Source organism: Chryseobacterium sp. KCF3-3 (assembly GCF_045865955.1).
GTDB lineage: Bacteria > Bacteroidota > Bacteroidia > Flavobacteriales > Weeksellaceae > Chryseobacterium.
In genome coordinates this window covers 4,386,363-4,407,820 of sequence record NZ_AP035792.1, presented here as the reverse complement: position 1 = coordinate 4,407,820, position 21,458 = coordinate 4,386,363, and the positions used below count along the sequence as shown (strand labels likewise).

General features: G+C 36.4%; 19 protein-coding genes. 12 read left to right on the top strand and 7 right to left on the bottom strand.

Going from position 1 to position 21,458, the window contains the following annotated elements:
- Positions 1 to 21 precede the first annotated feature (21 nt).
- The 7 genes from ACKTTZ_RS19565 (at position 22) to ACKTTZ_RS19535 (ending at position 7,451) form a co-directional block, all read left to right on the top strand.
- Complete coding sequence (locus tag ACKTTZ_RS19565) at positions 22 to 2,415, top strand: 3-hydroxyacyl-CoA dehydrogenase/enoyl-CoA hydratase family protein (RefSeq protein WP_114822154.1); 2,394 nt, start codon at positions 22 to 24, stop codon at positions 2,413 to 2,415.
- A gap of 118 nt (positions 2,416 to 2,533) precedes the next feature.
- Entirely contained in the window at positions 2,534 to 3,715 is a 1,182-nt protein-coding gene (locus tag ACKTTZ_RS19560; RefSeq protein WP_034694304.1) for an acetyl-CoA C-acyltransferase, read from the top strand.
- An 86-nt stretch (positions 3,716 to 3,801) separates the two neighbouring features.
- Entirely contained in the window at positions 3,802 to 4,170 is a 369-nt protein-coding gene (locus tag ACKTTZ_RS19555) for a four helix bundle protein (protein ID WP_253317135.1), read from the top strand.
- Between the two features lie 157 nt (positions 4,171 to 4,327).
- Positions 4,328 to 6,103 carry an acyl-CoA dehydrogenase family protein gene (locus ACKTTZ_RS19550; RefSeq protein WP_034694302.1) on the top strand — a complete coding sequence of 592 codons (1,776 nt, stop codon included), beginning with the start codon at positions 4,328 to 4,330 and terminating at the stop codon, positions 6,101 to 6,103.
- Positions 6,104 to 6,248: 145 nt separating this feature from the next.
- Positions 6,249 to 6,563, top strand: a complete 315-nt coding sequence (locus ACKTTZ_RS19545) for a hypothetical protein (RefSeq protein ID WP_407846404.1) — start codon at positions 6,249 to 6,251, stop codon at positions 6,561 to 6,563.
- Between the two features lie 26 nt (positions 6,564 to 6,589).
- On the top strand, positions 6,590 to 6,925 hold the full coding sequence (locus ACKTTZ_RS19540) for a YegP family protein (protein ID WP_079241522.1): 336 nt from the start codon (positions 6,590 to 6,592) through the stop codon (positions 6,923 to 6,925).
- Between the two features lie 79 nt (positions 6,926 to 7,004).
- The gene (locus ACKTTZ_RS19535; RefSeq protein WP_034694511.1) at positions 7,005 to 7,451 is read left to right on the top strand and encodes a phosphohydrolase; all 447 of its coding nucleotides are present in this window, start codon (positions 7,005 to 7,007) and stop codon (positions 7,449 to 7,451) included.
- On the opposite strand, the gene ACKTTZ_RS19530 is transcribed toward ACKTTZ_RS19535, so the two are convergent.
- Both ACKTTZ_RS19530 and ACKTTZ_RS19525 read right to left on the bottom strand, forming a co-directional pair.
- Entirely contained in the window at positions 7,448 to 8,164 is a 717-nt protein-coding gene (locus tag ACKTTZ_RS19530; protein WP_034694295.1) for a DUF2490 domain-containing protein, read from the bottom strand. The two genes, ACKTTZ_RS19535 and ACKTTZ_RS19530, sit on opposite strands and share 4 nt — an antisense overlap.
- Before the next feature lie 72 nt (positions 8,165 to 8,236).
- Positions 8,237 to 10,048 (bottom strand): TonB-dependent receptor plug domain-containing protein, encoded by a 1,812-nt coding sequence (locus ACKTTZ_RS19525; protein WP_407846403.1) that lies wholly within the window; start codon positions 10,046 to 10,048, stop codon positions 8,237 to 8,239.
- 636 nt (positions 10,049 to 10,684) lie between these two features.
- Here ACKTTZ_RS19525 and uvrA point away from each other — a divergent pair.
- Both uvrA and ACKTTZ_RS19515 read left to right on the top strand, forming a co-directional pair.
- Positions 10,685 to 13,477 (top strand): excinuclease ABC subunit UvrA, encoded by a 2,793-nt coding sequence (gene uvrA / locus ACKTTZ_RS19520; protein ID WP_407846402.1) that lies wholly within the window; start codon positions 10,685 to 10,687, stop codon positions 13,475 to 13,477.
- A 405-nt stretch (positions 13,478 to 13,882) separates the two neighbouring features.
- On the top strand, positions 13,883 to 14,650 hold the full coding sequence (locus ACKTTZ_RS19515) for a methyltransferase domain-containing protein (protein WP_034694292.1): 768 nt from the start codon (positions 13,883 to 13,885) through the stop codon (positions 14,648 to 14,650).
- Between the two features lie 147 nt (positions 14,651 to 14,797).
- Here ACKTTZ_RS19515 and ACKTTZ_RS19510 read toward each other — a convergent pair whose 3' ends face one another.
- A complete protein-coding gene (locus ACKTTZ_RS19510) occupies positions 14,798 to 15,439 on the bottom strand; it encodes an NAD(P)-dependent oxidoreductase (RefSeq protein WP_407846401.1) in 642 nt (213 codons plus the stop codon).
- Between the two features lie 339 nt (positions 15,440 to 15,778).
- On the opposite strand from ACKTTZ_RS19510, the gene ACKTTZ_RS19505 reads away from it, so the two are divergent.
- The 3 genes from ACKTTZ_RS19505 to ACKTTZ_RS19495 all read left to right on the top strand — a co-directional run bounded on the left by ACKTTZ_RS19505 (position 15,779) and on the right by ACKTTZ_RS19495 (position 19,228).
- A complete protein-coding gene (locus ACKTTZ_RS19505; RefSeq protein WP_034694288.1) occupies positions 15,779 to 16,888 on the top strand; it encodes an epoxide hydrolase family protein in 1,110 nt (369 codons plus the stop codon).
- Positions 16,889 to 17,034: 146 nt separating this feature from the next.
- Complete coding sequence (locus ACKTTZ_RS19500; protein WP_034694286.1) at positions 17,035 to 18,465, top strand: S41 family peptidase; 1,431 nt, start codon at positions 17,035 to 17,037, stop codon at positions 18,463 to 18,465.
- A 475-nt stretch (positions 18,466 to 18,940) separates the two neighbouring features.
- Entirely contained in the window at positions 18,941 to 19,228 is a 288-nt protein-coding gene (locus ACKTTZ_RS19495; RefSeq protein ID WP_034694284.1) for a hypothetical protein, read from the top strand.
- 50 nt (positions 19,229 to 19,278) lie between these two features.
- Here the strand turns inward: ACKTTZ_RS19495 and ACKTTZ_RS19490 are convergent, their stop codons facing one another.
- The 4 genes from ACKTTZ_RS19490 to ACKTTZ_RS19475 are packed head-to-tail and all read right to left on the bottom strand — an operon-like array spanning position 19,279 to position 21,446.
- Positions 19,279 to 19,650, bottom strand: a complete 372-nt coding sequence (locus ACKTTZ_RS19490; protein ID WP_034694282.1) for a response regulator — start codon at positions 19,648 to 19,650, stop codon at positions 19,279 to 19,281.
- An 18-nt stretch (positions 19,651 to 19,668) separates the two neighbouring features.
- Positions 19,669 to 20,238, bottom strand: a complete 570-nt coding sequence (locus ACKTTZ_RS19485) for a chemotaxis protein CheB (RefSeq protein WP_034694281.1) — start codon at positions 20,236 to 20,238, stop codon at positions 19,669 to 19,671.
- An 11-nt stretch (positions 20,239 to 20,249) separates the two neighbouring features.
- Entirely contained in the window at positions 20,250 to 21,080 is an 831-nt protein-coding gene (locus ACKTTZ_RS19480) for a protein-glutamate O-methyltransferase CheR (protein WP_034694279.1), read from the bottom strand.
- Complete coding sequence (locus tag ACKTTZ_RS19475; RefSeq protein WP_407846400.1) at positions 21,081 to 21,446, bottom strand: response regulator; 366 nt, start codon at positions 21,444 to 21,446, stop codon at positions 21,081 to 21,083.
- Positions 21,447 to 21,458 lie beyond the last annotated feature (12 nt).

Genomic DNA, 21,458 nt, shown 5'->3' with positions numbered 1-21,458 from the left:
TATACAAATAAAAATTTACATATGAAAAGAAGAATCAAACATGTAACGGTTCTTGGTTCAGGAATTATGGGAAGCGGAATCGCTGCTCACTTCGCCAACATCGGCGTTGAAGTATCACTTTTGGATATTGTTCCTTTTGAACTTACTGAAGCTGAACAAAAAAAAGGTTTGACCAAAGATGACAAGGTCGTAAGAAACAGAATTGCTTCCGAAAACTTTGAAAAACTTAAAAAAGCAAGTCCTGCACTTCTTTATTCACCAAAGTTTGCAGACAGAATCAAAATCGGAAATTTCGATGATGATTTGCCGAAAATAAAAAACACTGACTGGATCATTGAAGTAGTAGTAGAAAGACTTGACATCAAGAAGTCTGTATACGAAAAAATTGAACAGTTCAGAAAACCGGGAACATTGATTTCTTCTAATACATCCGGTATTCCTATTCATTTCCTTACAGAAGGAAGAAGCGAGGATTTCAAAAAATACTTCGCGGGAACACACTTCTTTAACCCTGTAAGATATCTTCCTCTATTAGAGATTATCCCAACTAACGATACAGATCCTGAGATCATCGATTTCTATATGAATTATGGGGCAAAATTCTTGGGTAAAACAACCGTTTTAGCTAAAGATACCCCAGCTTTCATCGCCAACAGAATCGGTGTATTCTCTATGATGGATCTTCTTCACAATGTACAGAAATTAGGACTTACCGTTTCTGATGTTGATAAATTAACCGGTCCTGTCATCGGGCGTCCAAAATCGGCTACGTTCAGAACAGCTGACGTTGTAGGTCTTGATACTCTGGTAATGGTAGCCAACGGAGTTCGTCAAAGCGGTGCAGAAGCGAATGACTTCAATGATGTATTTGCTCTTCCTCCTTATATCCAGAAAATGATGGATAATAAATGGTTAGGTTCAAAAACAGAACAAGGTTTCTATAAAAAAGTGAAAAACGCAGAAGGAAAATCTGAAATTCACGGATTAAACCTTGATACTTTAGAGTATGAACTTCAAGGAAAATCATCATTCCCTACTTTAGAATTAACAAAAGCTATTGATAAACCGATTGACAGATTCAAAGTATTAATCGGTGGTAAAGATAAAGCTGGTGAATTGTACAGAAAGTCTTTAGGAGCATTATTCGCTTATGTTTCTCACAAAGTTCCTGAAATCTCTGACGAAGTTTATAAAATAGACGATGCGATGAGAGCTGGTTTCGGATGGGAAAACGGTCCATTTGAAATCTGGGATGCTGTAGGTGTTCAGAAAGGTATTGAACTGGCTAAAGATGCCGGATACGAGGTTTCTGATTGGGTTAAAAATGTAGAAACGTTCTATAAAGTTAATGACGAAGGACAAAGCATTTACGTTGATAAAAACTCAGGAGAATACAACAAAATTCCTGGCCAGGATGCATTCATCATCTTAGATAATATCAGAAAAAATAAAACACTTTGGAGCAATTCAGGTGCTGCGATTGAAGATTTAGGAGATGGTATCATCAACTTCGAGATCCGTTCAAAAATGAACTCTCTTGGAGGCGAAGTTCTTGACGGATTAAACAGAGCCATTGATTTAGCTGAAAAAGAATATGACGGATTAGTGGTTGGAAACCAGGGAGCTAATTTCTCTGTAGGAGCTAACCTTGCCATGATCCTTATGATGGCTATTGAGCAGGATTGGGATGATTTGAACATGGCAATTGCTTACTTCCAGAAATCAATGATGAGAGTACGCTACTCTTCTATTCCTGTAGTAGTTGCTCCTCACGGAATGACTTTAGGTGGAGGATGCGAAATGACCATGCATGCAGACCGAGTAGTTGCAGCGGCAGAAACGTATATCGGACTTGTAGAAACCGGAGTTGGAGTAATTCCTGGTGGTGGTGGTACTAAAGAATTGACTTTAAGAACTTCCAGAGAATTCCACAACGATGATGTTAAAAATAACAGACTTCGTGATGCTTTCATGAACATCGCCATGGGTAAAGTAGCAACTTCTGCTTATGAAGCTTACGATATGGGAATCCTTGAAAAAGGGAAAGACATCGTTTCTGTAAGCAAAAACAGACAAATTGCTGAAGCTAAAAAAGTAGCGAAACTATTAGCAGAACAAGGATATACTCAGCCAATCGAGCAAAAAGTAAAAGTTCTTGGTAAAGACGCATTAGGAATGTTCTACGTAGGAACAGACCAGATGCTAACCGGAAACTTCATCTCTGCACACGATAAGAAAATTGCTGATAAACTGGCCAACGTAATGGTAGGTGGAAACTTATCTGAACCAACAGTGGTAACAGAACAGTATCTATTGAACCTTGAAAGAGAAACGTTCCTTCAGCTTTGTGGAGAAAGAAAAACTCTGGAGAGAATCCAATATATGTTACAGAACGGAAAACCATTAAGAAACTAATACTTTCAAAAATAATTAACAAACACTTTGTCATTCCGAAGGAATCCAAACATTGGATAGATGCTTCCAGCATGACAAACAGTATGGTTAATTTTTATAACAATTAATTAATAAAACAATGTCAAAGACAGCATACATAGTAAAAGGTTTCAGAACTGCCGTTGGAAAAGCTCCAAAAGGAAGTTTAAGATTTACAAGACCTGATGTAATGGCGGCTACCGTTATTGAAAAATTAATGGCTGAGCTACCACAATTAGATAAAAACAGAATTGATGACCTTATCGTAGGAAATGCAATGCCGGAAGCTGAACAAGGGCTGAACGTTGCACGTCTGATCTCTTTGATGGGGTTAAATACCGATAAAGTTCCGGGAGTAACCGTGAACAGATACTGTGCATCAGGAAGTGAGGCAATTGCTATTGCTTCTGCAAAAATCCAGGCTGGTATGGCAGATTGTATTATCGCTGGAGGTACAGAATCTATGTCATACATTCCAATGGGAGGTTATAAGCCGGTTCCAGAAACGGATATCGCAAAAACAAACCCTGATTACTACTGGGGAATGGGCTACACAGCAGAAGAAGTTGCTAAACAATATAATATTACGAGAGAAGAACAGGACCAGTTTGCTTTTGAATCTCACATGAAGGCTTTAAAAGCTAATCAGGAAGGAAAATTTGCCAACCAGATTGTTTCGATTCCTGTAGAATATAATTTCCTTGACGAAAATCAGAAGCTTCAGTCTAAAAAGTTTGATTTTTCAGTAGACGAAGGGCCTAGAGCTGATACTTCATTAGCTGGATTAGCCAAACTAAGACCTGTATTTGCCAACGGAGGAAGCGTAACTGCCGGAAACTCTTCTCAGATGAGTGACGGAGCGGCTTTCGTAATGGTAATGAGTGAGGAAATGGTAAAAGAATTAGGACTGGAGCCTGAAGCTAGATTAGTGGCTTATGCTGCAGCCGGATTAGAACCAAGAATCATGGGAATGGGGCCTATTTATGCTATTCCAAAAGCATTGAAACAGGCTGGTTTAGAATTAAAAGACATCGATTTGATCGAGCTTAACGAAGCTTTCGCCTCTCAATCTGTTGCTATTAAAAAAGAATTAGGTTTAAATCCTGATATTTTAAACGTCAACGGAGGAGCTATCGCCCTTGGACACCCGCTTGGATGTACAGGAACAAAACTAACGGTACAACTTCTTGATGAAATGAGAAGACGTGGTAATAAATACGGAATGGTTTCCATGTGTGTGGGAACAGGACAGGGAGCGGCTTCTATTTTTGAACTGCTTTAGATAGACAAATAGATGATAGACAAATAGATGATAGACGGATAGATGATAGACGGATAGATAATAGAAGGTAAAAATATAAGGAATGCATGAATGATTTTAAAAGGCACAATTTTAAGAAGCTTAAAATTTGGCAAATGGGTATGGAATTATCAAAGTTGACTTTAGATATTACAGATACTTTTCCAACTTATGAAAAATATGGGTTGAAAAGTCAAATGGACAGATGTTCAATTTCAATTCCATCAAACATAGCCGAAGGTTCAAGCAGAACAAATAAGTCTTTTAGTCATTTTTTAGATATTTCTTTAGGTTCTTCCTTTGAATTGCAAACACAGATATTGTTGGCAAATCATAGAAAATATTTATCTGATGAAAAAACCGAAATCTTTGAAATTAAGATTGAAGAATTTCAAAAAGCGACAATGGTATTTCAGAATACTTTAAATAGAGATTAATAAAAAAGACAGAGAGATAATAGACAAAAAGATAATAGACAAAAAGATAATAGACAGAGAGATAATAGACAGATAGAAAATAGACCACGCTAAATCATCTATCATCTATCCGTCTATTATCTCAATATCTCAAAAAATTTTAAAAACAAAATAATATATGGCTACATTAAAAGGCGGAGAATTCCTAATCAAACAGATTCCTGCAAACGAAATTTTCAGTATTGAAGAACTGAATGAAGAACAAAAGATGCTTCGTGATTCTGCGAAGGAATTTATAGATAGAGAAGTAGTTCCTCAAAGAGAACGTTTTGAGAAGAAAGATTATGCATTTACTGAGGAGACAATGCGTAAACTGGGCGAAATGGGAATGTTGGGAATCGCTGTTCCTGAAGAATACGGAGGTCTTGGAATGGGCTTTGTGACTACAATGCTTGCTTGTGATTATCTATCAGGAACTACAGGTTCATTAGCTACAGCGTATGGAGCACACACCGGAATTGGAACGTTGCCAATCGTTCTTTACGGAACTGAAGAACAAAAGAAAAAATACCTTCCGGATTTAGCAACGGGAACAAAATTCGGAGCTTACTGTTTGACAGAGCCGGATGCTGGTTCTGATGCCAATTCAGGAAAAACAAAAGCAAAACTTTCCGAAGACGGAAAACATTATATCATCAACGGACAGAAAATGTGGATCTCTAATGCAGGATTTGCAGATACATTTACACTATTCGCTAAAATTGATGATGATAAAAATATCACAGGATTTGTAATCAACAGATCTGAACTTGAAAACCCTGGAAGCTTAACTTTCGGAGAGGAAGAGCACAAATTAGGTATCCGTGCTTCTTCTACCCGTCAGGTTTTCTTCAATGATATGAAGATCCCTGTGGAAAATCTTTTAGGAGAGAGAAACAATGGTTTCAAAATCGCTTTGAATGCATTGAACGTAGGCCGTATCAAATTGGCTGCAGCATGTCTTGATGCACAGAGAAGAATCTTAAACCACTCTATCCAATATTCTAACGAAAGAAAACAGTTTGGTGTTTCTATCGCTACTTTCGGAGCGATCAGAAAGAAAATTGCTGAAATGGCAACCGGAGTTTTCGTAAGTGAAGCAGGTTCTTACAGAGCAGCTAAAAACGTTCAGGATAAAATTGACGAATTGGTAGCAGGTGGATTAAGCCATCAAGAAGCCGAACTGAAAGGTGTGGAAGAATTTGCAGTAGAATGTTCAATCCTTAAAGTATTCGTTTCTGATCTTGCTCAACACACAGCAGACGAAGGAATCCAGGTATACGGAGGGATGGGATTCTCTGAAGATACTCCTATGGAAGCTGCATGGAGAGATTCAAGAATTTCAAGAATCTATGAGGGAACCAACGAAATCAACAGATTGCTTGCAGTAGGAATGCTTATTAAGAGAGCAATGAAAGGTGAATTAGATCTTTTATCTCCTGCAATGGCAATCAGCAAAGAATTGATGGGTATTCCTTCATTTGAAGTTCCTGACTATTCAGAATTCATGAGCGAAGAAAAAGCAATTATCGCCAACCTTAAGAAAGTATTCTTAATGGTTTCCGGTGCTGCCCTTCAGAAATATATGATGGATATTGAAAAACAACAGCATTTATTATTGAATGCTTCTGAAATCCTTAACCAGATTTATATGGCAGAATCTGCAGTATTAAGAGCAGAGAAACACTTCTCTCCTGAATCTGTAGAAGCAGCTATGGCTCAATTAAACCTTTACAAAGCGGTTGAGAAAATCATCACTGCCGCTAAAGAAGGAATCGTTTCTTTCGCTGAAGGAGATGAGCAGAGAATGATGCTTTCAGGATTAAGAAGATTCACTAAATATACCAACCATCCGAATGTAGTAGCGCTTACTGAAAAAGTAGCAGCACACTATATCGAGAAAGGAGCTTATTAGTCTTTAATAACATAAATTTGATTCAGCGTCTCAATTTTTGAGGCGCTTTTTTTATATGTGTTGATAATAACAACCACCGAATTTACTGGCATTCAGTGTTTTTATTCAAAAAAAATCATTATTTTTATTTTAAATAAAATAACACATGAAAATTTTATTATTTCCAATACTCCTTATTTCCGTTACTTTTTCAGCACAAAAAAAAGACAATTTACTTCCTGTTCCCAAGATGGATACCACAAAAATGGTTACTAAAGGGAAATTCCCGGGATATTTTGCTCTGAAACCAGATCAACCTCAAAAAGAACTTTACAAAATATTAACGGTTAAGCCCAATGATACCACTCTATATCTGGCTTTAAAAGAACCTTCTAAGGATTATTCACAATATAAAATTTTAAATACGATTACTCCTGATAGGCTTCAGGTCAATCGGAAAAAAATACTACCTTCCAAATAACATAACACAAACTAAAAACTATTACCATGGGAAAATTTATTATCTCTAAAAGAACAAATGGAGACTTTCAGTTCAACCTCAAAGCTGGAAACGGGCAGGTTATTTTAACCAGCCAGGGATACAGCACCAAACCATCCTGCGAAAGTGGAATCGGATCTGTAAAGACCAATGCACAGGAAGATGCAAAATTTGAAAGAAATACGGCCAATGACGGCAGATGCTATTTTAATCTCAAGGCAGGAAACGGACAAATCATAGGAACCAGCCAGATGTATGAATCTGACAATGGCATGGAAAACGGAATAGAATCCGTAAAAAACAATGCTCCACATGCTCATATAGAGGATGAAACAAACTTTTAAAATCATATAAAATATTCTTCATAAAATGCCTTATTTTTTTAAGGCATTTTTTATTTTTGTACTCTATTTTTCATTAGAAATGACAAAAGAAGAATTACTTAATAAAGCAATAAAAATCGCCGATAAGGCTCATAAAGGACAAACCGATAAATACCATGCTCCATACATTGCCCATGTAATGCGTGTAATGAATTATGGTAAAACACTGGACGAAAAGATTGTAGGGGTTCTGCACGATGTTGTGGAGGATCACCCACTGGAATTCAGCCTGGATTATTTAAGATCGGAAGGATTCCCTGAATATATTATTTTTGCCATCAGCTGCCTTACAAAGCTTGATCCGGAAGAAGACTATGATGAATTCATCAAAAGAACAGAACGCTCTCTCCTTTCTGTTGCAGTGAAGCTGAATGATCTTCGTGATAATATGGACCTCAGAAGAGTAAACAGAGAGCTTACTCCTAAGGATATTAAAAGATTTAATAAATATCTGAAAGCCTATCGTTATCTGATAGAGAAATATTAATCCGCACCCGGGAAATCGTAAGTTTTCGTGTGATGATCTGTTCCATCGATATTGATGTTTAACGCAAGGTAAACGAAATGTAAATTTTTGTTTCCTTTTGCTTCAAATTCACGCTGCCACAGATATCCGCTCACAATACCGAAATAATCATCAATCTGATAGCCGAAACCGCCATAGACTCTGTTTCTGGCGAAAGTAGGCTTCATCGGAGAGACAAAGAACACCTCGTCATAAGCATTGGCGAAAACAGTTCCTTTCTTAATGGTTTTTGCATTTAAAGGGACACTTACGTTCAGACGGTATCTGTAACGCATTCTCTGGGAAGTCTGATCTGTTTTTGGCTCATAGAACCAGCTCTTTTCAGCACGGAAACGGTTTTCAAACTTTACGATACCTTTCTTGATATCGATAACGTCCTGAAGCCATACCCTGAACTCTTCTCTGCTCAGACTATGTTCTTTATAGTTAACATATCTTCCAAGCCCCACGAAAGGTTTGTGGTTTTTGGTAAGATTATACCCTAATCCTCCTTTTATTTCATAATAATCGGGGTAGGTATAATCTTCGTTACCACGCATCTGCCCTTCAGCATAAAGGAAAAATTTCGGATGAAACTTATAGGTCAGAGTCACTGCATTGAAGCTGGAAATGTGTTCCTGTGCTTTAAAAAAAGATATTCCAAGTAATAAACCTAAGCCTATAAGACGTTTCATAAAAAATTTTTGCAAATGTATATTTTTTAACAATTTGTTAATATTAACTTTTATTCATGTTCAAATTAACAATTACTTAATATTGATTGTATAAGAAAAACCAATATGGAACCATCTTTGCGGCATTCCCACTCCAAATGCTTCGGTATATTTTGTGTTGGTCAAATTGTTAATCAACACATATACTGAGTAATCTTTTTTAGCAAAGCTCAGCTTCTCATCTACAAGGTTATACGTCCCAAGATTTACTCTTTCATTGTAGCGGTAAACAAGCTCATTGGTAAAGTTTTTCAGGAATTTCACCTCTAACTTGGAAACAAACTGATGTTTCAGATTGTCCAGAATATATCTTGAAACCACACCAGCTTTTTCCTCATATTTGCTGTCAATATATGTGTAGCCAACTGTATATTTTAACCATTCTGTCGGTCTATGACTCCACTCTGCTTCAATTCCTTTGGTTTTGATATCTCCTACATTCTGAGCATACCATACTTTATCACTCAGGTCTTTTTTTATCCAGTCAATAGAGTTGCTGGAATTTCTTAAAAACCCGCTGATTTTTGCCAAAATTCTGTTATTCTGATATTGATATCCTACTTCTGATGACAGAGCATTTTCAGGCTGTAAATCAGGATTTCCCTGTTCCGTTTTACTTACATAATAAAGCTCGGTAAAAGTGGGTACACGGTGTACTTTTGCGATGTTTCCGTAGATTTTAGAATTAGCATTAAAGTTATAGCCTACATCAAGCCCCGGATAGAAGAAATTTCCTTCCTTAGAATAATTAGCCCATGAAATTCCCGGACTGATGTTCAGTTTTTTATCCAGTAATGAAAAATGGTGTTCAAAGAAAACCTGAGACACAAAACGGTTTCGGTCACCCAAATTACTGCTTACTAAAAATTCTTTTCTCAGTTCAACCCCAATTCCGGTTGTTCCCAATCCCCACTGATAGCTGGAATTCACTTCTCCACCCACATTATTTCCGATGTGCATATTTCGGTAAAAATCCGGATTCCATCGGTCATAAAGGTACATATCCTGTCCTCTTCTCCAGTATACATTAGAGCTAAGCTTTAGCTTTCCAAAAGTCTGCTGATGAGCCACACTTACAATAGAAGCCTGTGTTTCCTCATACTGCTTTGTAGCAGCGCTGGAAGCATAAAAGCCATTGGCTCCGAATTTCTTTTCTGAAAACCCGGCCTGTACTCTCACATCTCCGTTTTTAATATTCAGCTTTCCCTGATAAAATACATTTCTGATTTCATAATCTGTATTGAACATATACCCTTCTGAAGAAGCAGAATTCGCCTGAAGGGAGTTCGTGAACTTTTCATTTCCAATCTGAGCGTTAAGTCCAAGACCATAAGAACCATAATCACCTCCTTCCGCACTGATTTTCACTTTCTTCCCTGGAGTAGTTCTGGTAACAATATTGATAACACCGGCATAAGCATTCTGTCCGAAACGTCTTGCTGCAGGGCCTTTTATAATTTCAATCTTTTCTACTTCATCCAGATCTACCGGAATATTCATATTGTTGTGTCCGGTCTGGGAATCATTCATCCTGATTCCGTTCAGAAGCAGCAAAACCTGCTCAAAAGAACTTCCACGAAAACCGATATCACTCTGCACTCCATTAGCTCCTCTCCTTCTGATATCCATTCCCGGTACCTGTTGAAGGATTTCGTCTATACTTTTAGCCGGAGAATTTACAATGTCTTCTCTGGTGATAACACTGATGTTTTGATTGGCACTTTTATAAGGTGTAGAGATAAATTTTCCCTGAAATTCGATGCTTTCAATATCTGTTGTCTTTTCCTGTGCATTTACCCAAAGTAAAGATCCCAGAAAAAAAGCACTTCCTATCTTTTTGATCATAATCGTTTTCGTAGTTTTTTTAACAGAGTCCAAAAGTAAGGGAGTTCACCAAGACAGGCAAATGATAGTTGTCATAAAAAAAGATGCAACGTAATGCTGCATCTGTGTGAGGGAGTAATTCTATCTTTTTCTCATTAAATGTGTAACTAGATCTCTGAATAATTTTCTCATTTCTATATTACATATTTACGGCTACAATTTTAAATAATTTTACAACATAAAACAATAGTTAAATAAAAAAACACAATATATTTTTAAAAATTATATAAAACACTGTAAAATAAACCGTAAAACAACATTAAGTCCACAAAAAATATTCATTTTTATCATTCATCAACAGATCTATTTCCTTTTTTGTCTTCTTATTTCATGCAGATAATAACAATTTTTAACAATAAGATAAGCGTAAATTTTTCGCTAAAATTTCGTAATTTTGTGGGTCTTAATTTTACGATGAAATTATTCTTTTTTCAATGGTATTTCTGTCAGCAATCTAAAAAAATATAGCTGCGAATATCAGATGAATCTGGGAATACAGGTAAGAGTTCAATTGATGACAGCCTAGGAAAATTCCAAGGCAAAACACCATTACTGGCAGCCTTAATGCTGTACAGTCTTTTTATGAATAAACAAAATATGGCTAACACAACAGAAATAGACATAAAAAAACAGATTTTCGTTAAGAATGCACATCTTAACAATCTGAAACATATAGACGTCCTGATTCCGAAAAATAAACTTATTGTTATTACAGGAGTTTCAGGAAGTGGAAAATCCTCTTTGGCCTTTGATACTATTTATGCAGAAGGACAGAGAAGATATGTAGAAAGTTTAAGTTCTTATGCCCGTCAGTTTTTGGGAAAATTAGAAAAACCAAAAGTGGATGATATCAAAGGACTTGCGCCTTCTATTGCCATTCAGCAGAAAGTAATTTCTTCCAATCCGCGTTCTACGGTGGGAACTTCTACGGAGATCTACGATTATATGAAGCTTTTATTTGCAAGGATCGGGAAAACCTTTTCACCGGTTTCCGGAGAAGAAGTGAAAAAAGATTCGGTGTCTGATGTGGTAGACTTCATTAAAGCTTCTAAAAAGGATACTTCTTTTCTATTGACCGCTCCTTTGGAATATGATGTTGATAATTTTAAAGAAACCTTAAATATTTTAAAACTGGCAGGTTTCACAAGGCTTGAAATCAATGGAAATGTTGCCGGAATTGAAGACCTGGAAAGCTTTGGATTCGCTCCTGAGAAAGGAATGACCATCAATCTTGTAATCGACCGTTTCTCGTACGAAGAAGACGAAAGTTTTTTACAGAGACTTGCGGACTCTATTCAAATGGCATTCTATGAAGGACGCGGCTATTGTTCACTAAAGAACACAGAAACGGAAAAAGTAAAGGAATTCTCTAATAAATTTGAGCTGGACGGCATGGAGTTCCTTGAACCCAATGTTCATTTTTTCAGTTTTAATAACCCATACGGAGCATGTCCGGCATGTGAAGGATACGGAAAAGTAATCGGAATTGATGAGGATCTTGTAGTTCCTAACAAAACATTATCCATCTACGAAGATGCTGTTGTCTGCTGGAGAGGAGAAACGATGAGCGAATGGAAAAAAGATTTCATCAAAAAAGCAGGTGACTTCCCTATCCACAAACCTTACCATCAATTAACAAAAGAACAGAAAAACTTCCTTTGGAAAGGTGACGGAAAGAGTAATTTCCCATGCATCAATAATTTCTTCAAAATGCTTGAAGAAAATCTATACAAAATCCAGTACAGAGTAATGCTTTCCCGTTACAGAGGAAAAACCCTTTGTCCTACGTGTGAAGGCTTGAGACTTCGTGAAGAAACGAGCTGGGTAAAAGTAGACGGACACAATATTCAATCAATGATTGAACTGCCTTTGGATGAGCTGGCTCCGGTCATTAATGGATTAAAGCTTTCAGATCACGACAAAGAAGTAGCTAAAAGACTGATTTACGAAATCACCACCCGTCTTGAGTTTTTATTAAAGGTAGGTTTAGGCTATTTAACATTAAACAGAACGTCCAATACCCTTTCAGGAGGAGAAAGTCAGAGAATTAACCTGGCAACCAGTTTAGGAAGTTCTTTGGTAGGTTCTATTTATATTCTGGATGAGCCTTCTATCGGACTTCATTCTAAAGACACCGAAAACCTGATCGAAGTATTGAAAAACCTTCGTGATCTTGGAAATACCGTCATTGTAGTAGAACATGACGAGGATGTGATGAGAGCGGCAGACTATATTATTGATATCGGTCCGGAAGCAGGTTATCTTGGTGGTGAACTGGTATTTGCCGGGGATTATAAAGACCTGAAAAAAGCCAATACTCTTACTTCAGAATATCTTACCGGAAGGCTTGAAATTGAAGTTCCGAAGAAAAGAAGAAAAGGAAAAGAATGGATTCATATTAAAGGAGCCCGCCAGAATAACCTTAAAAATATAGATGTAGATGTTCCTTTGGAAAGTCTGGTCGTGATTTCCGGAGTTTCAGGAAGCGGAAAGTCTACTTTGATGAAAGAGATCCTTACCAATGACATCCAGATCCAGCTTGGAATGGGTGGTAAAAAAGGAGATTATGATTCTGTAGAATTCCCTAAGAAACTGATCAAAAATATTGAATTGATTGACCAAAACCCAATTGGAAAATCATCCCGTTCAAACCCTGTAACGTACTTAAAAGCTTACGATGATATCCGTGATCTTTTTGCCAAGCAGAAAGTGGCCAAAATGATGGGCTATAAACCTAAACATTTCTCTTTCAACGTGGATGGCGGAAGATGTGATGAATGTAAAGGAGAAGGGGTGATCAATGTTTCCATGCAGTTTATGGCAGACATTGAGCTTGAATGTGAGGTTTGTAAAGGAACACGATTCAAGAATGAGATTCTTGAAGTAAGATTTGATGAGAAAAACATCTCTGATATCCTTCATATGACGGTAGATGAAGCATTGGCATTCTTTAAAGATAATAATGAAGAAAAGATTGTAACGAAGCTGAGACCTTTGCAGGAAGTAGGTTTAGGTTACCTGCAGCTGGGACAAAGCTCTTCTACCCTTTCCGGTGGTGAGGCACAGCGTGTAAAACTGGCTTCATTCCTTGTAAAAGGCGTAACCACGGATAAAACATTATTCATCTTTGATGAACCTTCCACAGGGCTTCACTTCCATGATATTCAGAAATTACTGAAATCATTGCAGGCATTGATTGATCTTGGACATTCGGTAATTGTTATTGAACACCAGCCTGATATTATCAAATGTGCCGATTATATTATCGATATCGGTCCGGAAGCCGGAAAACATGGTGGCGAAGTTGTATTTGCAGGAACACCTGAAGATCTGACTAGAAATAAAAAGTCCTATACGGCAAAATACATCAAAGAAAAATTGGAACAATAAATACAATCGGCTGTTTTAAAACAGCCGATTTTTATGGAGGTTTAGAAGAGTCTGAGAGTCATATAAATGTCTTGAATCAACCTTAGATCTGACACTTTATATAAAAAAACATTCTTGCTCGATAAAATTTAAATAGAATTAACAGGTCGCTCCTCCGGAGCTCTAATTTAAAAACAAATACGTTCTATTAACAGTCAGCTCCCATAGGAGCTAAATTTGATCCCGTCGGGATCTACTGTTAGTAGAAAAAATGAAATCCCCATAAATTAGAGCTCCGGAGGAGCGACCTGTTAATTCATAGCGTAAATATTAGTATTTTTATATTATTAATCTGTAACGATTAGTTAGGACTAGTCAATTATTTATCTTTATTCAACTTATTAACCCATTACAAAATTATTTTTTATGCCTTGGAATCCCGAATTATACGATCAATACAAAGATGTACGTTACAAACCCTTTTATGATTTAGCAGCATTAATTAAGCCCGAAAATAATATAAAAGCCATTGATTTAGGTTGTGGAACCGGAGAACAAACCTCTATTCTTACGGAAAAACTCACAGGTTCTACATTCTTAGGAATAGATTCATCAGCAGAAATGCTTGAAAAATCTAAGAAATTTGAAAATAATAATCTTCATTTTAAGCTTCAGACTATTGAAGAGGTAGCACAATCTGACCAGAAATGGGATCTTGTCTTCAGTAATGCCGCTTTACAGTGGGCTGATGATCATGAAACTTTATTTCCTAAAATCATTGGACTGCTTTCGCAAAATGGACAATTAGCCATACAAATGCCCGTTCAGAAAGAAAATATTCTGAACCAGATTCTAGCGGAAATGGCAGATGAGGAGCCTTATTCATCCCAATTAAATCATTTTAACCGTGATTCTCCGGTGCTTTCAATGGATGATTATGCCCAGATATTATTTGATAACGGAATTCAGGATATTGAAATATTTCAGAAGGTCTATCCTATCATTGCAGATGATCACGAAGCCTTATATGAGTTTATTTCAGGAACTGCATTATTGCCTTATTTAGAGCGTCTTGAAGGAGAACAGAAAAAAAAATTCATCTCTGAATTTAAATCGCGTATTGCAAAAAGGTTTACAAAATATCCTGCTATCTATGCATTTAAACGCATTTTGATGTATGGCCGCAAAAAATAGAAAATCTTAATACTCAATTAAAAAACTGCCACAATTGTCATTCTGACGAAGGAATAATCCCATTAATAACCAATGATATGAGATTCTTCATTACACTCGTTTCATTCAGAATGACAAAATTGTAGCAGCTTCTTCTTTATAGGTTCTTTACTCTTTCAGATTATACAGGAACGGACTTTCCCTGATATACTCTGAGTCTTCAATCTGAGACACCAAAAACTCAGCCAGATCAGCAGCACTGATTCCTTCTCCTTTACAGTCTGTAAGGTTTGCTTCCGTTAGAAAATTGTCCTGTGTAAGATGAATCAGAGGTAGTCTTACCAATGTCCAATCCAAGTTGCTATCCAGAAGAAATTCATATTCTCTCTGTTTATCTGCTGTAGTCTCAGGATAGTTCTGGTACATCCAGTCTGTCGCCATTTTTACGTTTTCATTTTTATGATCAAACGGTGTATTTACACTCAAACCTGTAGTTACAATATACCGCCTTATTCCATGATGATTCATTGCAGAGATGATATTTTTTGCAGCATCACTGAATATAGCCTTCTCTCCTTTTGGCTGTCCTAAAGTACTTATGACAAGATCAGTTCCTTCAATCAAAGTATGAATAGCTACTTCATCCCTTGCATCTCCTTTTACCACTTCAATTAATGGATTTTGGAGAGTGAAATTCTCAGGATGTTTTAGTAAAAGTTTAAGAGAATATCCTTTTTCAAGAAGGTTTTGTACCAGATATTGTCCGGATTTTCCTGTTCCGCCAATGATGGCAATTTTATAGGTTTTCATAATGATTTTTTTTAATATTAAATATCAATAATCAACAGCTGATTCATCGCTAATGACCATTAATATTACAAAAGACGAATTGTCTTTACTTTAGATAAGATATAACAGATGTATTGGGTTCAGAAAATTGAACCTAAGATGTTCAGGTCAAAACCTGACTCACAGTAATATGTATTACGAGATTTTAATGAATTAAAGTTACCTATTTTCCTTATTAAAAAAATTTAAAATTTATGATTTTGACAACATTTATTAAAAGAGAAAGTTTTTAACTTTGATAACAAGCTTACTATCAATATATTCCACTAAATCCACTTTACACCAATAAAATATAATAATATGGAACCCTTTACAGTAAACATTCCCGAATCAGTGATAACCGATCTTAAAAACCGTTTACAAAATACCCGCTGGCCGGGAGAACCCGAAGGCTCAGGATGGAATTACGGAACCAGCGAAGCTTACCTGAAAGAACTTACCCACTATTGGATCAACACCTATAACTGGAGAATGCACGAACAGCAATTGAATCAACATCCTCAGTATATCGCCCTGATAGACGGAATTCTTATCCATTTTCAATATATAAGAGGAAAAGGTCCCAACCCTAAGCCATTAATCCTGACCCATGGCTGGCCGGACAGCTATTACCGTTTTCATAAAATTATTCCGTTACTTACAGAAGGTGAAAAGAGCTTTGATCTTGTTATTCCTTCCATTCCGGGATTTGGCTTTTCTGATAAAACAGCAGTCAGCAGCGAAAAAGTGGCAGATCTTTGGAAAAAATTGATGACTGAAGTACTTGGCTATGAAAAATTCTGTGCTGCCGGAGGAGATATAGGAATGGGTGTCGTAAAAGCATTGACTTCAAAATATCCTGAAGTACTGGAAGCTGTTCACCTTACCGACGTAGGCTATCCTACCGGTCAGGAAGATTTCACTACAATGAGTAAAGAAGAACAGGAATTCGCACAGTTTGTCCAGCAATGGTGGTACAGCGAAGGCGCTTACGCAATGGTACAGTCTACCAAGCCACAATCGCTGGCCTATGGTCTCAATGACTCTCCTGTAGGGCTGGCTGCCTGGATCATTAGCTTTACCAATGCAGGAGCTTCTCCGGAACTGATTGAAGCAGCATTCGGAGGGAAAGATGAAATGCTTACTAATATTATGATCTATTGGGTAACACAAACTATAGGATCTTCCGCCAGAATGTACAAGGAAGATGCAGCGGCTTTATGGAGCGGTACGCAAGTACATCAAAAAAGCAATGTTCCTGCAGGAGTACTTGTATTTCCCCGTGAGGCCCAGTTTCCGAAAGAATGGGCAGAACGTTTTATAAATGTAACCAGCTTTAAAAAGATGAATGAAGGAGGACACTTTGCTGCATTGGAATTGCCTTATCTATTTGCAGATGAGTTAAGATCATTCTTTTATTCTGTCAGATAAACGATTCATGAAGTACGATCGATCCTACCTTTTAGCAGCTTCCTCTTGATGATAAACTGTTAATCCTTCTAAACCATTACTAAAATTTGTTAACAAAGCATGATTTTTTTGGCGAGTTCTTTTATTTTAGCTGAAATTAATAACTTATGAAAAAATTGACCTACACTATTGTAGCAGCATTTTTATTCTGTTCAGTGGAAGCTCAAATACAAAATGCCGGTTTTGAAAACATGACCGATGGATTACCTAACCATTGGAATATAAAAAAAACAGATTCATACGAGGGTAAAATAGATTACACCCAATATTTCGGAGGAAAAGCCTCTATGCAAATCGCAGGAAAATCTGATAATTACAAAGATTTTCAATCTTTTTCTCAAAAAGTTCCTCTTAATATTGAGCAATTACAGAAAATAGAAATCAGTGCTTATATAAAATCCAAGAACACCAAGGGGAAAATCCTTCTATGGACTCAGGTGAAGGACGAAAGTGGAAAAATGATTGACTTTGGAAATTCAGACTCACAGCAAAAGGTTATAGCTGTCAATAAAGACTGGACGAGATATTCTTTGATTTTCACTGTTGATAAAAATGTAAAAAGTCTTCTTCTTGGAGGAGTATTCTCAGGAAGCGGAACTGTTTGGTTCGATCATTTTGAGCTGAAAACAATTTCATTATCAGATGAAGAACCTTCAAAAGTATCTTCAAAATACATTCGGGATTTTAAAAATATTGTAAAAAAGAATTCGATCTTTTCAGATCAACTAGATTGGAAAAATATTGATAGCAATCTTGAACATCTTTCAAAAGGAATGAAAACTATTGATGATACCGATCCTGCATTGGGTTATATTATACAAAATCTAAGACAGGCTGGTGATAATCATTCATTTATTTCCGGAAAAGAACGTTCTGAAAAGCAAAAGAAAAGCAATACCAATGAAGCAAAACCCGATTCCAGACTGATAGATCAGCATATTGGCTATATTTCAGTTCCCGGTTTTGGTTCCTTAAACACAGAAGTTGGAAATGATTTCGCCTTACAGATCCACAATATGATTAAAAAACTGGACTCTGAAAATACGATTAAAGGCTGGATTGTAGATCTGAGAGGCAATACGGGAGGAAATATGTACCCTATGATTTCAGGTCTCGGAAGCCTGATTGGAGAAGGAACATTGGGATATTTTGTTTACAAAGACAAAAAATCTCCATGGGTTTATAAGAACAGAAAGTTTGGTGATAACAAAATTACAGAACCTTATGACCTTAAAAGCGGGCAGTCTAAAATTGCAGTTCTGATAGGCCCAAGCACGGCCAGCTCCGGAGAAGCTACAACGATTGCATTTATTGGAAAAAGCAATGTAAAACTCTTTGGAAAACCATCGGCAGGTTATACTTCAGCCAACAGTGTTTATCCGCTAAGTGACGGTAAAAGCTTTGCGCTGGCTTCTTCTTATGAAATGGACCGAAACGGGAAAGTGTATTACGGAAAAATTGATCCGGACGTTCCAGTAGAATCTAAAGAGGGTCAGGATATGGATATTGAGACCGCAAAAAACTGGATTTTAAATTAGTTCCAGACTTATCCACAAAAAAATGTGGATAACTTGTGAATTTTAACATTAAATTCATATTTCGTATTAAAATTATTACTACATTTACTATGTAATAAACATCGAAGTGGAAACTTTATTTGCTTTTCTTACTACTCTTGAAATTGCAATTAAATTTGAAATAAAAATTTAAGCACAGCATTGTCGGCTGTGCTTTTTATTGTTGTCTAATTAAAAAAATGAGATGTATTTATCTACTGGATCTGCCTCTAAAGGGCAGATTCTTTTATCCATATATCCCTTCAAATAAGGTTTTTAGAGTTTTTGAATCCCTGAACACCTATTCATTCTAAGCTGTATCAATGAGCCGGGCAGAAAGCCCTTCATCAATGCAAAATTCATTTTAATCAGATTGTTCTTTATGATGTTGTAATCTCCTCTGTTTTTTCCCCTGTACGGTATAACATTTGTATTTTACAATTTAATTATCAACATTATGGACGAAACGAAAATAGAATCTTTAGACCTGATTAATGATAAGTATTTAATAGATGAATATTTTAAACTTAAAGTGAATAAGGAATTAAATATTGACATTGATCTTAGCTCTGAATATATCACTGCACATAATATAGTTTCAAAAAAATTAATTCTTGTGCAGACATTTTCTCATGTCATTATGGAAAATCCCCAGCTCTATCTTTTATTACGTTCTTTAATTCATAACATCAACAGTTATCACATAACGAAAAGTCAAATGATTTCTGCTCTGAACAATAAATAAAAAAATCTCTCAAAGTTTGAGAGATCTTTTTATTGGGAAAATCGAAAGATTTACACCTGTTCTTTTATATGTTTTGCCACCATTTCTTCAAGATCATCCAGATTAAAAGGTTTTGAAACATAATCATCTGCCTGTGCTTCGGAAGCTAAGGCAGCAATATCATTGTTTGCCGTAACATAAATGACAGGAATGTGATTAAATTCTTCGCTGTTTTTCAAAAGTTTTGTAGCTTCCACTCCTCCAATTTTCGGAATCCAGTTATCCATCAGAATAACATCGGGATGATATTCAGCCACTTTCTCCAGAATATCATGTGAAGTTTCTGAGATTCTGACCTCGTAGCCATTCTCTTCAAATATGATGGTAATCACTTCCAAAATAGCAGCGTCATCATCAAAAATTAAAATTTTCTTTTTGTTCATATTATTTAGGTTATTCTATTACAACTGATTGATATAATCTGCCAGATTATCCGGTTTGATAATTTGGTCATAATCTATCTCTTCTACGGCATGTTTGGGCATATATTCCACTTCTGCCGTTTCAGGATCCTGAATCCATACCTGTCCGTTATTTTTTTTAATATAAGACAGCCCTTCTACTCCATCAGCATTGGCTCCGGAGAGAAGAATTCCAATCATATTCTCTCCATAAATTTCTGCTGCAGACCTGAAGGTGACATCTATTGAAGGACGAGAGTAATTCATTTTTTCTGAGCTGTCCAGTGACATATTTTTCTTATTTTCAAACAGCAAATGATAATCTGCCGGAACAATATAAATGGCATTATTGTCCATTTCAGTTTTATCTTCTACTTCTATCACCGGTATCTTCGTAAATTGCTGCAATAAGGTTCTCAGAATGTCTCCTGATTGGGCTTTACGGTGAACCACCACTACAATTGGGATTTTTAGAATATCATTCAGGTTTTTGATCATTTCAATAATGACCTGTAAACTGCCTGCTGATCCTCCTATAACAATTAATTCAATGTTTTTCTGTGATTCCATAGCATTGGTTATTAATGATGATCAAGCTTTTTCCAGATTTTCTGGTCTTCAATCTGATGATAATTCTTTTCAATAGTGGAAAACCTGAGTGTCTCTTTTGCTCCCAAAGCCAGAAAACCTAAATTTTCCAGACTGTTATCGAAAAGATTAAAAACTCTTTCCTGCAGTTCTCTATCAAAATAAATCAGAACATTTCTGCATATAATCAGCTGGAAACTATTGAAAGAACTGTCTGAAACCAGATTGTGGGTAGATAAAATAAGTTTTTCCTGTAAGCTTTTATCAAACTTTACACTATCATAATTGGCCGTATAGTAATCTGAAAAATCACGTTTCCCTCCTGAAAGCATATAGTTTTCAGAATATAATTTCATTTGGTATAACGGGAAAACACCAGCTCTGGCTGTCTCAAGAACTGCGGGATTTAAATCTGTACCATAAATCAGGGATTTATCATACAGCCCTGCTTCTTTCAATAAAATAGCGATAGAATAAGCTTCTTCTCCCGTAGAACAACCAGCAATCCAGATCCTGATCAGGGGATAAGTGCCTAATTGCGGCAGAACTTTCTCACGTAATGCTTTGAAAAAGGAAGGATCCCGAAACATTTCTGTGACGTTTACCGTAACTTCTTCTACAAAACGCTTTAAATATTCTGCATCATTCATGAGGGTATATCTAAGTTCCGCAAAGCTGGTAAACCTGTCCAAAAGGCATATTCTGTTTACTCTTCTTTTAAACGAAGCCCTGCTATAACCGGAAAAGTCATAGCCATACATTTCATAGACATCGTTGATCAGATATTCTATTTCTTCATCTTTTACGATACTTGGTTCCAGCATCTATGAAAGTTTTTCTATTGCCATTAGTAAAAGGTCTACATCAATGGGCTTTGAAACATAATCATTAGCGCCTACCTCAATGCATTTCTGACGGTCTTCAGGCATAGCCTGTGCAGTTACTGCAATAACTGGAATATCTTTGATTTCAGAAGTGTTTCTTATGATTCTTACTGCTTCATAGCCGTCTATTCCAGGCATCATCATATCCATAAGTACCATTGAAAAATCAGGGTCAGCTTTTAGCATATCCAGAGCTTCCTGAGCCATTGTACAGGTTTCTATTGCATATCCACGGGCCTTAAGGGTGAGTTTCAATGCGAATATATTGCGTGGATCATCATCCACAATTAAAATTTTCTTTTTCATCAGAATTTTATC

Excerpts from the sequence above, each read along its gene's own strand:
- ACKTTZ_RS19565 (WP_114822154.1), top strand. The coding sequence starts at position 22 with ATGAAAAGAAGAATCAAACATGTAACGGTTCTTGGTTCAGGAATTATG.
- ACKTTZ_RS19560 (WP_034694304.1), top strand. The coding sequence starts at position 2,534 with ATGTCAAAGACAGCATACATAGTAAAAGGTTTCAGAACTGCCGTTGGA.
- ACKTTZ_RS19555 (WP_253317135.1), top strand. The coding sequence starts at position 3,802 with ATGAATGATTTTAAAAGGCACAATTTTAAGAAGCTTAAAATTTGGCAA.
- ACKTTZ_RS19550 (WP_034694302.1), top strand. The coding sequence starts at position 4,328 with ATGGCTACATTAAAAGGCGGAGAATTCCTAATCAAACAGATTCCTGCA.
- ACKTTZ_RS19545 (WP_407846404.1), top strand. The coding sequence starts at position 6,249 with ATGAAAATTTTATTATTTCCAATACTCCTTATTTCCGTTACTTTTTCA.
- ACKTTZ_RS19540 (WP_079241522.1), top strand. The coding sequence starts at position 6,590 with ATGGGAAAATTTATTATCTCTAAAAGAACAAATGGAGACTTTCAGTTC.
- ACKTTZ_RS19535 (WP_034694511.1), top strand. The coding sequence starts at position 7,005 with ATGACAAAAGAAGAATTACTTAATAAAGCAATAAAAATCGCCGATAAG.
- ACKTTZ_RS19530 (WP_034694295.1), bottom strand. The coding sequence starts at position 8,164 with ATGAAACGTCTTATAGGCTTAGGTTTATTACTTGGAATATCTTTTTTT.
- ACKTTZ_RS19525 (WP_407846403.1), bottom strand. The coding sequence starts at position 10,048 with ATGATCAAAAAGATAGGAAGTGCTTTTTTTCTGGGATCTTTACTTTGG.
- uvrA (WP_407846402.1), top strand. The coding sequence starts at position 10,685 with ATGGCTAACACAACAGAAATAGACATAAAAAAACAGATTTTCGTTAAG.
- ACKTTZ_RS19515 (WP_034694292.1), top strand. The coding sequence starts at position 13,883 with ATGCCTTGGAATCCCGAATTATACGATCAATACAAAGATGTACGTTAC.
- ACKTTZ_RS19510 (WP_407846401.1), bottom strand. The coding sequence starts at position 15,439 with ATGAAAACCTATAAAATTGCCATCATTGGCGGAACAGGAAAATCCGGA.
- ACKTTZ_RS19505 (WP_034694288.1), top strand. The coding sequence starts at position 15,779 with ATGGAACCCTTTACAGTAAACATTCCCGAATCAGTGATAACCGATCTT.
- ACKTTZ_RS19500 (WP_034694286.1), top strand. The coding sequence starts at position 17,035 with ATGAAAAAATTGACCTACACTATTGTAGCAGCATTTTTATTCTGTTCA.
- ACKTTZ_RS19495 (WP_034694284.1), top strand. The coding sequence starts at position 18,941 with ATGGACGAAACGAAAATAGAATCTTTAGACCTGATTAATGATAAGTAT.
- ACKTTZ_RS19490 (WP_034694282.1), bottom strand. The coding sequence starts at position 19,650 with ATGAACAAAAAGAAAATTTTAATTTTTGATGATGACGCTGCTATTTTG.
- ACKTTZ_RS19485 (WP_034694281.1), bottom strand. The coding sequence starts at position 20,238 with ATGGAATCACAGAAAAACATTGAATTAATTGTTATAGGAGGATCAGCA.
- ACKTTZ_RS19480 (WP_034694279.1), bottom strand. The coding sequence starts at position 21,080 with ATGCTGGAACCAAGTATCGTAAAAGATGAAGAAATAGAATATCTGATC.
- ACKTTZ_RS19475 (WP_407846400.1), bottom strand. The coding sequence starts at position 21,446 with ATGAAAAAGAAAATTTTAATTGTGGATGATGATCCACGCAATATATTC.